The organism is Burkholderia sp. S171 (genome assembly GCF_009766085.1).
GTDB lineage: Bacteria > Pseudomonadota > Gammaproteobacteria > Burkholderiales > Burkholderiaceae > Caballeronia.
In genome coordinates this window covers 265,438-277,525 of sequence record NZ_LMUF01000007.1, presented here as the reverse complement: position 1 = coordinate 277,525, position 12,088 = coordinate 265,438, and the positions used below count along the sequence as shown (strand labels likewise).

The window sequence follows — 12,088 nt, the reverse complement described above, 5'->3', positions numbered from 1 at the left end:
TGCGAGGTTGTTCAAGGCCAAAGAAGCTGAATGCCGTGGATAAAACAAAGGCGAGCGGGAAAACTCCCGCCCGCCTTCGTCCTGCTGCTCAAACTGTGCCGCGTAATGCTACGTTCACATGTTGAGCGCGCGTTTGTCGACGGCGAGCGCGGCTTCGCGCATCACTTCCGACAACGACGGGTGCGGATGGCAGATCCGGCCGATATCTTCCGATGCCGCCTTGAACTCCATCGCCACAACCGCTTCAGCGATCAGGTCCGACGCGTTCGCCGCGATGATGTGGCAACCGAGCAGTTCGTCGGTCTTTGCATCGGCGATCATCTTCACGAAACCGTCCGCCTTGCCGATACCCAGCGCGCGGCCATTCGCCATCATTGGAAACTGACCGGTCTTGATCTCGCGGCCTTCAGCCTTGAGCTGCTGTTCCGTCTTGCCGACCCACGCAATTTCCGGTTCGGTGTAGATCACCCACGGAATGCAGTTGTAGTCGATATGCGGCTTCTGACCGTCGATAATCTCGGCCACCAGCACGCCTTCGTCTTCCGCCTTGTGCGCGAGCATCGGGCCACGCACCACGTCGCCGATTGCGTACACGTTCGGCACGCTGGTCGCGCAGTGGTCATCGACGGGAACAAAACCGCGTTCGTCCGTCTTCAGGCCGATCGCTTCGAGACCGAGGTTGTCAGTATTCGGCACGCGGCCGATCGACACGATCAAGCGGTCAGCGTCGAGCGTCTGCGCGTTGCCGTCCTTGTCCGTGTACGCCACCGAAACGCTAGAATCCGTCGTCTTCACTTCGCCGATCTTCACGCCGAGGTGAATATCGAGACCTTGCTTCTTGAATTGCTTCGCGGCTTCTTTCGCGAGCGAGTCATCGCACGCGCCGAGGAATGCAGGCAACGCTTCGAGCACGGTCACGTCCGCGCCCAAACGACGCCACACCGAACCCAGTTCCAGCCCGATCACGCCAGCACCGATCACAGCCAGCTTCTTCGGCACGGCGTCGAAGGACAGCGCGCCTTCGTTGTCGGCAACAATTTTGTTGTCGACCGTAATGCCCGGCAGATGACGCGCCTTCGATCCCGTCGCAATGATCACGTTCTTCGCCGTCACGGTTTCAGTTTCCGCTTCGCCGCTCACTTCGATCTGCACGCCGGCGTCCGTCTTGCCGGTGAACTTGCCGTGACCCTTCAGCCACGTGATCTTGTTCTTGCGGAACAGGAACTCAATGCCCTTCGTCATCTTCTCGACAATGCCTTCCTTGCGGGCAAGCATCTTCGTGAGATCGAGCTTCACGTCGCCCACGTTGATGCCGTGATCGCCGAGGTGATGCAAAACATTTTCAAATTCTTCCGATGAAGCCAGCAAGGCCTTCGACGGAATACAACCCACGTTCAGACACGTGCCGCCGAGCTTCAGATTACCGGCCGGGTTCTTCCAGCTTTCAATACACGCAACCGACTTACCGAGTTGCGCTGCACGAATCGCCGCGATGTAACCGCCAGGGCCTGCACCAATCACGACGACATCAAATTCTTTGGACATGACTATCCTTCTCTTGTTGGATACACGGCGCGCCCGAGCCTATCGAGCGCGCCATGAGTCCCAAATAAGGTTTTACTGCCTGATTTAAAGGGTCAACGCAACAACTTAGATGTCCAGCAGCAAGCGAGACGGATCTTCAAGCGCATCCTTCATTGCGACCAGTGACAACACGGCTTCGCGGCCGTCGATGATCCGGTGGTCATAAGACAGCGCCAGATAGTTCATCGGACGAATCACGATCTGGCCGTTCTCGACCACAGCGCGTTCCTTCGTTGCATGCACGCCCAAAATAGCCGACTGCGGCGGGTTGATAATCGGCGTGGACAACATGGAACCGAACACACCGCCGTTCGAGATCGAGAACGTACCACCGGTCATTTCCTCGATCGACAGCTTGCCGTCGCGCGCTTTAACGCCGTATTCAGCAATCTTCTTCTCGATGTCAGCCAGGCTCAATTGATCCGCATTGCGAACGATCGGCACCACGAGACCACGCGGCGAACCAACGGCAATACCGATGTCGAAGTACCCGTGATAAACAATGTCGTTACCGTCGATCGACGCGTTGACCAGCGGGTACTTCTTCAGTGCGTGGACGGCAGCCTTCACGAAGAACGACATGAAGCCGAGCTTCACGCCATGTTCCTTCTCGAACTTGTCCTTGTACTTGTTGCGCAGATCCATCACCGGCGCCATGTTCACTTCGTTGAACGTGGTCAGGATGGCGTTGGTTTGCTGCGACTCAAGCAGACGCTCAGCGATACGTGCGCGCAGACGGGACATCGGCACGCGTTGTTCCGGACGATCCTTCAGCCATTGATCCGCACCCGGCGCCTTCACGTCCGGCAGGGACGGACGAGCAGCCTTGGCCGGAGCCGCTGCCTTTGCAGCCGGTGCCGAAACGGCAGCGGAAACAGCCGGCGCGCCTTGCGTAGCGGCCAGTGCATCGCCCTTCGTGATACGGCCATCGCGGCCCGAACCCGATACCTGGTCGCTCGAAACGTTCTTCTCAGCCAGGATCTTCGCAGCCGAAGGCGAAGCCGAGGTGTTCGAAGCCGATGCGCTCACCGTTGCCGGTGCAGCTTCCTGTTGCGGTTGCGCGGCCGGTGCCGGCTGCACTTCAGCAGCGCCTGCAGCGGCAGCAACCGGTGCTGCGCCCGCCTTCGCTTCCGTATCGATCGTCGCGATCAATTCTTCCGCCGTGACAATATCCCCGTCATGCTTGATCACTTGTGCGAGCACGCCTGCAGCCGGTGCCGGCACTTCCAGCACGACTTTATCCGTTTCGACTTCGACGAGAATCTCGTCGATGGCAATTGCTTCGCCCGGCTTTTTCTTCCACGTCAGCAAAGTGCCTTCCGACACGGACTCAGACAGCTGGGGAACCTTGACTTCTACGATAGACATTATGTTTTTTCCTGAATGTATCTGGGTACAACGTCAATTCTTGGAGAGTTTGACGCCGTCAATTCTTGGGTGATCAGAGCGTGTAGATGCAGCGCGCGTTCAACAGGTCTTACCCGTCGCCAGCGCTGCTTGTGCATTCCACGTTCAAAATCGAAACTTGAATCACAGGACAGCGCATGAAAAACCGGGGAGCCGCCAACAGCGGCACTCCCCGGTTACAGCCGCTTACTTCGAGATCGTCTGCGCGCCCTTCAACCGACCAAACGCGCCTTCGATCAGCGCCTTCAGCTGCTCGTAGTGTTTCGCGTAATAGCCGACTGCCGGGGATGCCGATGCCGGACGGCCGCTGTAAGCCAGCTTCTGTCCTTCACGCATGCCTTCACGCAGATGGTGCTCGACGTAGAACCAGGCGCCCTGGTTCTGCGGCTCGTCCTGTGCCCAGACCACTTCGTTCGCGTTTTCGTATTTCTTGATTTCCGCGTCGAACTGCTTGTGGGCGAACGGATACAACTGCTCGATCCGGATGATCGCAATGTCGTTCGCCTTCGCTTCGCGACGATGCGCGACCAGGTCGTAATACAAGCGACCTGAACACACGATCACGCGCTTGACCTTCTTCGGCTCGATCGTGCCATCCACTTCGCCGATGATCGGCTGGAACGAGCCCTTCGCCAGTTCCGACAGATCCGACACCGCTTCCTTGTGGCGCAGCAGCGACTTCGGCGTAGCGACAATCAGCGGCTTCCTGAACAAGCGGATCATCTGACGGCGCAACAGATGGAAAATCTGCGCCGGCGTGGTCGGCTGGACCACTTGCATGTTGTGATCCGCGCAAAGCTGCAGGAACCGTTCGATACGTGCCGACGAGTGCTCCGGACCTTGCCCTTCATAACCGTGCGGCAGCAGCATGGTGAGACCTGACACACGGCCCCATTTCACTTCGCCCGACGAGATGAACTGGTCGATCACCACTTGTGCGCCGTTCACGAAGTCGCCGAATTGCGCTTCCCACGCGACCAGCGTGTTCGGTTCTGCGGTCGAATAACCGTACTCGAAACCGAGTACCGCTTCTTCCGACAACACCGAGTCGATCACGGTGAACTTCGCCTGACCCTCGGCGATGTTCTGCAACGGGATGTACGTACCGTCGTTCCAGCGCTCGCGGTTTTGATCGTGCAGAACAGCGTGACGGTGCGTGAACGTACCACGGCCCGAGTCCTGGCCCGTCAGACGCACGGCGTAACCCGATGCCACCAGCGACGCGTAAGCCAGATGCTCGCCCATGCCCCAGTCGAGCTTCGATTCGCCACGACCCATTGCACGACGGTCGTTGATCACGCGCTCGACCAGCGGATGTACCTTGAAGTTATCGGGAACCGTGGTGATACGGTCCGCGAGGCGCTTCAGTTCTGCCAGCGGTACGGCCGTATCAGCAGCATCCGTCCACTTGCGGTTCAGGAACGGAACCCAGTCCACCGCGTACTTGCTCTTGTAGTTCGAGAGCACCGGATCGACCGTATGATGACCGTCGTCCATGGCTTGGCGGTAGGCCTTCACATAACCGTCAGCGTCTTCCGCCGTGATCACGCTCTGCTGCACCAGCTTTTCAGCGTACAGCGCGCGGGTACCCGGATGCTTCGCAATCGTCTTGTACATCAGCGGCTGCGTCACCGCCGGCGTGTCCTGCTCGTTGTGACCGAGCTTCCGGAAACAGATGATGTCGACAACCACGTCCTTGTGGAACTGCATGCGGTAATCGATAGCCAGCTGCGTGCACAGCACGACCGCTTCCGGATCGTCGCCGTTCACGTGCAGCACCGGCGCTTCGATCATCTTCGCCACGTCCGAGCAATACAGCGTCGAACGCGCGTCGCGCGGGTCGGACGTCGTGAAGCCGATCTGGTTATTGATGACAATGTGCAGCGTGCCGTGCGTGCCGTAACCGCGCGTTTGCGCGAGGTTCAGCGTTTCCATGACCACGCCCTGACCGGCGAATGCCGCGTCACCGTGGATCTGGACCGGCAGCACTTGCAGGCCGTCGATGTCACCGCGACGGTCCATCCGCGCCTTCGCCGACCCTTCGACCACCGGGTTCACGATTTCAAGGTGCGACGGGTTGAACGCCAGCGACAAGTGCACCGGGCCGCCGTCGGTTGAAACGTCCGACGAGAAACCCTTGTGGTATTTCACGTCACCGGCCGGCAGGTCATCGACATGCTTGCCTTCGAATTCGGCGAACAGGTCAGCCGGCATCTTGCCCAGCGTGTTCACGAGAACGTTCAAACGTCCGCGGTGAGCCATGCCGATAATGATTTCCTGCACGCCAGCCGCACCGGCGTGACGCACGACTTCGTCCATCGACGCGATGAAGCTTTCGCCGCCTTCCAGCGAGAAGCGCTTCTGGCCGACGTACTTCGTGTGCAGAAAACGCTCAAGCCCTTCGGACGCCGTCAGGCGCTGAAGAATGTGCTTTTTCTTGTCGGGGGAGAAATTCGGGGTGGAACGGATCGATTCGAGCTTCTCTTTCCACCAGCGCTTCTGTTCCGGATCGCTGATGTACATGAACTCGGCGCCGATCGTGCCGCAGTACGTGTCGCGCAATGCCTTCACGATCTCGCGCAGCGATGCCTGTTCGAAGCCGAAATACAGGTTCTGTGCATGGAACATCTGATCCATGTCGGCTTCAGTGAAGTCGTAGAACGCGGGTTCGAGCTCAGGAATGGCCGGGCGCTCGCGGCGCTTCAGCGGATCGAGGTTGGCCCATTGGGAGCCGAGGAAACGGTAGGCGCCAATCAGCGACTGGACGTAGACCTGCTTGCGCGCGGTCGCCAGATCACCACTGCTTTCGCGCGGCACGAAGCCGTTCGATTTCGCGCGTTGCGCGAACGATTCGACGATCGGGCCGTGGGCCACGTCGTTGTGATTTGTCCCATCCGATGCAGGCACGTTCTGCAACGCATCGAAATAGGTACGCCAGGTCTCGGGCACTGACGCGGGATTATCGAGATATGCCTCGTACTGATCTTCAACATACGGGGCATTACCGCCGAACAAATAGGAGTTCAGCTGGGAATTCTTCATCATTTTTACGCTCACCTTTCTTCGAGTTTCTCGAGAAATAGCGGGTTACTCAACCTTCCGCAACACGGCCTGACCGTTTAGCGGATTGCGCGAATCAAGTCTGCTTGGAAGGACCTAAAACTGGCAATACTTTCTCTAGCATAGCACAGATCAATACGTCGACGCGCCGATAGCCGCACCCGGGATGCTTATCCAGCGGGCTTTCGGGGACCTTTCGCGAATAAGGGACGCATTAAACGGCGTGCGAACACGGGGCGCTTGTACCGCGCTTACGCAATAAAAAAGCCGCCCGAAGGCGGCTTTTCTCAACACGCTGACTCGCGCGGTTTAGTCCCTGCGTTAGTCCACTGCGCCCTTACGGCTGGCGCTGCGACGCTCGTGTTCCTTCAAGTAACGCTTACGCAGACGGATGGACAGCGGCGTCACTTCGACCAGTTCGTCGTCATCGATAAATTCAACCGCGTATTCCAGCGACATCTGGATCGGCGGCACCAGGCGCACCGCTTCGTCCGTTCCCGACGAACGCACGTTGGTCAACTGCTTGCCCTTGATCGGATTCACGACCAAGTCGTTATCGCGGCTATGAATGCCGATGATCATGCCTTCGTACAGTGCGTCGCCCGGCGACACGAACATGCGGCCGCGATCCTGCAGCTTCCACAATGCATACGCAACAGCCGCGCCGTCGTCCTGCGAAATCAGCACGCCGTTACGACGTTCGCCGACTCCGCCTTCCCGTACCGGCTGATACGAATCGAACGTGTGGCTCATCAGGCCCGTGCCGCGCGTAAGCGTCAGGAATTCCGACTGGAAGCCGATCAGGCCACGTGCCGAAATACGATACTCGAGACGCGTACGGCCACGGCCGTCCGACGCCATGTCGAGCATTTCGCCCTTGCGGCGACCCAGCTCTTCCATCACGCCGCCCTGGTTTGCATCTTCCATGTCGACGGTCAGGTTTTCGTACGGCTCGTGCTTCACGCCGTCGACTTCCGTCATCACCACGCGCGGACGCGACACGGCGAGTTCGTAGCCTTCACGACGCATGTTTTCCACAAGAATGGTCAGGTGCAGTTCGCCGCGGCCCATCACTTCGAACGTGGTTTCATCGCCGGTTTCATTCACGCGCAACGCCACGTTGTGGTTCAGTTCCTTGAACAGACGGTCGCGGATCTGGCGGCTCGTGACGAACTTGCCTTCACGGCCAGCCAGCGGCGACGAATTCACCAGGAAGTTCATGGTCAGCGTAGGTTCGTCCACGGTGATCATGGGCAACGCTTCCGGGGTGTCAACGGCGCAAATGGTCACGCCAATGCCAATTTCCTCGATACCGTTGATCAGCACGATGTCGCCGGCTTCGGCTTCTTCAACCTGCACGCGCTCCAGGCCCTTGAACGACAGAACCTGGTTGATCTTGCGGTTCAGGATCGCGCCGTCAGGACCGGTACGCACGGCGACAGCCATGCCCGGCTTGATACGGCCACGCGTGATCCGGCCAATGCCGATACGGCCAACATACGACGAAAAGTCGAGCGACGTGATCTGAAGCTGCAACGGCGCTTCCGGATCGGCCGGGCGAACCGGAACGTGTTCCAGCACGGCGTCGAACAGCGGACGCATGTCGCCTTCGCGCACGTCCGGGTTCAGTCCGGCATAACCGTTCAGGCCCGATGCATAGACGATCGGGAAATCGAGTTGCTCTTCGGTGGCTCCCAGCTTGTCGAACAGGTCGAACGTCTGGTTGATCACCCAGTCGATGCGCGCGCCCGGCCGGTCGACCTTGTTGATCACCACGATAGGCTTGAGTCCCAGCGCCAGCGCCTTCTTCGTCACGAAGCGCGTTTGCGGCATCGGGCCTTCAACGGCGTCCACCAGCAGCAAAACGGAGTCAACCATGGACAGCACGCGCTCCACTTCGCCGCCGAAGTCGGCGTGTCCTGGCGTGTCGACGATGTTGATGTGCGTGCCTTCATACTCGACCGCGCAGTTCTTCGAAAGGATCGTGATGCCACGTTCCTTTTCGATGTCATTCGAGTCCATCACGCGCTCGACGACTTGCTGGTTCTCTCGGAACGTGGCCGTCTGGCGGAGCAATTGGTCAACGAGCGTAGTCTTGCCGTGGTCGACGTGGGCGATGATGGCGATATTGCGGAGGGCGCGAGTCATAGGAGGCTGAGGAGCTTGTACATACAGTTGAGCGCCGTGGGTGGGTGCAAGCAGCAGGCCGCAGAATTAGATCCAAGATCAACTCAGAAAGAAATCTCCACGCCCCCCGCACTCGGCGCGATGGGAACCCGAGAGTGTAACACGCTGGCGTGTCCTCTTCCTCCCCATCGTGCAATAGGACATAACCCGGAAGCGTTTTCCTATTTCAAGACAGCCGAAAACCGGTGTCAACGCCTGCCGTCCAGCCTCGGCAGGCCTACCGCGAATCTCAAAATAACAACACCCTTTCGACAGCAGCATCGAATTAAGAAGATTCTTAATATGCTTTGGCGAAGTACTTGCCGCGTCAACTATGTGATTCTATAATGTTGCATAGTCAATTATTGCAAGCGCACGAGAATCTATGAGCGATGTCCCCCAGCCGGTCCCCGAGATTGCGAACTACGAACTCAGCGAAAGCGTGGGTTATCTGCTTAGCCGCGTCCGCTCGACGTTGTGGAACAACGTCACGCAACTCACCATGGCCGATCTGGGCATCACCAGCACGCAAGCCAGCATCATGTTCATGCTGGCAAGCGGACGGAGTCTCGCCGCCGCGGATCTCGCCCGCGAATACGGGATCGACGCGAGCGCCGTAACCCGCCTGATCGACCGCCTGGAAAAGCGCGGACTCATTACGCGCTTGCGCAGCGAGGAAGACCGGCGGGTCGTCCGGCTGGCGCTGACCGAAGAAGGCCGGGTGCTTGCAGGACAGATTCCGGCCATTTTCACGAAGGTGCTCGACCGTCTGTTAAGCGGATTTACGCCAGAGGAAGTAGGCTTCCTGAAAAGCATGCTACGTCGAATCCTGTTGAATTCGGGCGACCCCATGTCTGCGGCGCTGCTCGGCATGCAGGAAAAATCCGCTTCTAAATCCTCCTATTGATGTCACGTCGCGCGCCGTTAATGACGCCTGCGGGATGACGGCACTTTCCCGTTGCGCGACTGGCGTCGTAATAAAAATGAAAGAAATTAGTTGCAGCGTCCATCTTTACCCTTCCTATCAAAGAGCCGAGCGATGAAACTCTTTTATTCGTCCGCATCCGCGCCCATCGCTGCGCGAAGCGTACTGGCTGCCGCCGTGGCAGCGTTCGCCCTTGCGGGTTGTGCGAACTACGCCGGCATTAAAAGCGACAAGCAAATCGCCCAGCCGCAAAGCGACGCGCTGCAAGCCGCGCAAAGCGTTCCGTCGCAAGGCGGCCAGTGGCCGTCGCTCGACTGGGCGAAGCAGTTCGGCGATCCGCAGTTGCCGCAATTGATCGACGAAGCGCTGGCCGGCAATCCGTCCATCGCGCAGGCACAAGCCCGCATTGCAAAGGCGTCGTCCTACATTGAGTCCTCACGCTCCAGCCTTTATCCGAAGGTGAACGGCTCGTATTCGTGGACGCGCGAACTGTATTCGGGCAATGCGCTCTACCCGCCTCCGTACGGCGGCTCGTGGTATAGCGAAAACAATGCGCTCGTCAGCGCGTCGTGGGATCTCGACCTGTGGGGCAAGAATCGCGCACGGCTGGATCAGGCGGTCTCGCAGCAGAAGGCCGCCGAGGCCGACATGCAGCAGGCGCGCGTGACGCTGGCCGCTTCCGTTGCACAGACCTATAACCAGCTCGCCCTGCTCTACGCACTGCGCGCGGTTGCCCAGCGCGAGATCGCGAACCGGACGGACATCGGAAAGATCACGAACGGCCGTGTGCTGGCGGGCCTCGACACAAACGTGGAAAGCCGCACCGCCGAAGGCAATATCGCGACGAGCCAGACGAACCTGTCCGAACTCGATGGCCAGATCACGACCACGCGTTATCAGTTGGGCGCGTTGCTTGGCCAAGGTCCGGACCGGGGCTTGAAGATCGCCACGCCGGTGCTCAATACGAAGATCGAGGTCACGCTGCCGGACAACGTGCCCGCCGATCTGATTTCGCGCCGTCCGGATATTGTCGCGGCCCGCTGGCAAGTGGAAGCGGCGACGTCGGACATCAAGGAAGCAAAGGCCGAGTTTTTCCCCGACATCAATTTGTCGGCGGCAGCAGGTTTCGATGCCTTCGGTTGGGGCCGCTTCCTCAACTTTGGCAGCCGTCAGTTCCAGGCGGGACCCGCCATCCACTTGCCGATCTTCGACGCCGGCGCATTGCGCTCGCAGTTGAAGGGCCGTTACGCGGACTTTGACCTGGACGTCGCCAACTACAACCAGACCCTGATCAACGCGCTGAATGACGTCGCCACGCAGATCGCATCGATCCGTTCGGTCGATCAGCAAACCAGCGATGCCACGCGCGCCCTCGATGCCTCGACGCATGCTTATCAGCTCGCCGTGATTCGCTACAAAGCGGGTTTATCGCAGCAACTGCAAGTGCTCACCGCCGATCAGAACCGGTTGGCGAACGAGCAGACCGTGACGAACCTGCGCATGAAGCGCCGCGACCTGCAACTGGGTCTCATCAAGGCGCTGGGCGGAGGTTTTGACGCCGCGGACACGAACCTGGCCATCGACGGGCAAACGTCGAAAAGCGCACCGTCGCAGACCGCGTCGGCTGCGGCCAAGACAGCCAACTGAATCGACTAGCAGCAACCCAAGACAGAGAATACGGAGCCATTCATGAGCGACCCTCAACAAAACGCCGCAGCAGCGCCGGCGCCCAAAACCAACAACACCAAGCGCCGGGTGCTGATGAGCCTGATCGTGCTGGTCGTGATCATCGCGGCTATCGCTTACGGGCTGTACTACTTCCTGATCGCGCGTTTCCACCAAAGCACGGATGACGCCTACGTGAACGGCAATATTGTGCAGATCACGCCGCAAGTGGTCGGCACGGTGATCTCGGTGAACGCCGACGACACGCAAACCGTGAAGATGGGCGACCCGCTCGTCGTGCTGGACCCCGCCGACTCCAAGGTCGCGCTCGATCAGGCCGAAGCGAATCTCGCGCAGACGGTGCGCCAGGTGCGCACGCTGTTCGTCAACGACAACCAGTACGCGGCGCAAGTCGCGCTGCGTCAGTCGGATCTCTCGCGTGCACAGGACGACTTGCGCCGCCGGATGACGATTGCGCAAACGGGCGCGGTCTCGGGCGAAGAAATTTCGCACGCCAAGGACGCTGTGCGCGGTGCGCAAGCATCGCTCAACGCGGCGCAACAGGAATTGCAGTCGAACCGTTCGTTGACCTCGAACACGACCATCGCCAGCCATCCGAATGTGCTCGCCGCTGCTGCGAAGGTCCGCGATTCGTACATCAACTATGCCCGCAACACCATGCCGGCGCCGGTGACGGGTTATGTCGCGAAGCGTTCGGTGCAGGTCGGCCAGCGCGTCTCGCCGGGTAATCCGTTGATGGCGATCGTGCCGCTGAACGGCGTCTGGGTCGACGCCAACTTCAAGGAAGTCCAGCTCACGCAGATGCGTATTGGCCAGCCGGTTGAACTCACCGCTGACGTTTATGGCTCAGGCGTCGTGTTCCACGGCAAGGTGATCGGTTTCTCGGCAGGCACGGGCTCGGCGTTCTCGCTGCTGCCGGCGCAAAACGCGACCGGTAACTGGATCAAGGTCGTGCAGCGTTTGCCGGTACGGATCGGACTTGATCCGCAGGAACTTGAGAAGCATCCGCTGCGCATCGGTTTGTCGATGAACGTGGATGTGACGATCAAGGACGAGAACGGCGGCCAGCTCGGCACCGCGCCGAACACCGTGTACCAGACCGACGTGTTCGCCAAGTACGGCGACCAGGCCGACGCCGAGATCGCCCGCGTTATCGAAGCGAACGAAGGCAGTTCGGGCCCAGGTACGGGCGGCTCGCAGAAGACGTCGAAGGAAAATGTTCAGCCCGCGTCAAAGCAAGATCTCGCCAAGCTGATGTAA

7 protein-coding genes are annotated in these 12,088 nt (G+C 59.5%); 3 read left to right on the top strand and 4 right to left on the bottom strand.

Translation table 11 applies throughout. From position 1 onward, the window contains the following. Positions 1–114: 114 nt before the first annotated feature. The 4 genes from lpdA to typA form a co-directional block, all read right to left on the bottom strand. A complete protein-coding gene (gene lpdA / locus GSQ93_RS04250) occupies positions 115–1,545 on the bottom strand; it encodes a dihydrolipoyl dehydrogenase (RefSeq protein ID WP_158934369.1) in 1,431 nt (476 codons plus the stop codon). A 105-nt stretch (positions 1,546–1,650) separates the two neighbouring features. Further along, positions 1,651–2,952, bottom strand: coding sequence for a 2-oxoglutarate dehydrogenase complex dihydrolipoyllysine-residue succinyltransferase (gene odhB, locus GSQ93_RS04245; protein ID WP_158934368.1), 1,302 nt, complete (start codon positions 2,950–2,952; stop codon positions 1,651–1,653). A gap of 225 nt (positions 2,953–3,177) precedes the next feature. Continuing rightward, positions 3,178–6,036 (bottom strand): 2-oxoglutarate dehydrogenase E1 component, encoded by a 2,859-nt coding sequence (locus GSQ93_RS04240; protein WP_158934367.1) that lies wholly within the window; start codon positions 6,034–6,036, stop codon positions 3,178–3,180. 336 nt (positions 6,037–6,372) lie between these two features. Beyond that, positions 6,373–8,199, bottom strand: a complete 1,827-nt coding sequence (typA, locus tag GSQ93_RS04235) for a translational GTPase TypA (protein ID WP_158934366.1) — start codon at positions 8,197–8,199, stop codon at positions 6,373–6,375. Positions 8,200–8,602: 403 nt separating this feature from the next. Between typA and GSQ93_RS04230 the strand changes: the two genes are divergently transcribed. The 3 genes from GSQ93_RS04230 (at position 8,603) to GSQ93_RS04220 (ending at position 12,088) form a co-directional block, all read left to right on the top strand. Then, on the top strand, positions 8,603–9,124 hold the full coding sequence (locus tag GSQ93_RS04230; protein WP_158934365.1) for a MarR family winged helix-turn-helix transcriptional regulator: 522 nt from the start codon (positions 8,603–8,605) through the stop codon (positions 9,122–9,124). A gap of 132 nt (positions 9,125–9,256) precedes the next feature. Next, positions 9,257–10,789, top strand: a complete 1,533-nt coding sequence (locus GSQ93_RS04225; RefSeq protein WP_158934364.1) for an efflux transporter outer membrane subunit — start codon at positions 9,257–9,259, stop codon at positions 10,787–10,789. 42 nt (positions 10,790–10,831) lie between these two features. Continuing rightward, complete coding sequence (locus GSQ93_RS04220; protein ID WP_158934363.1) at positions 10,832–12,088, top strand: efflux RND transporter periplasmic adaptor subunit; 1,257 nt, start codon at positions 10,832–10,834, stop codon at positions 12,086–12,088.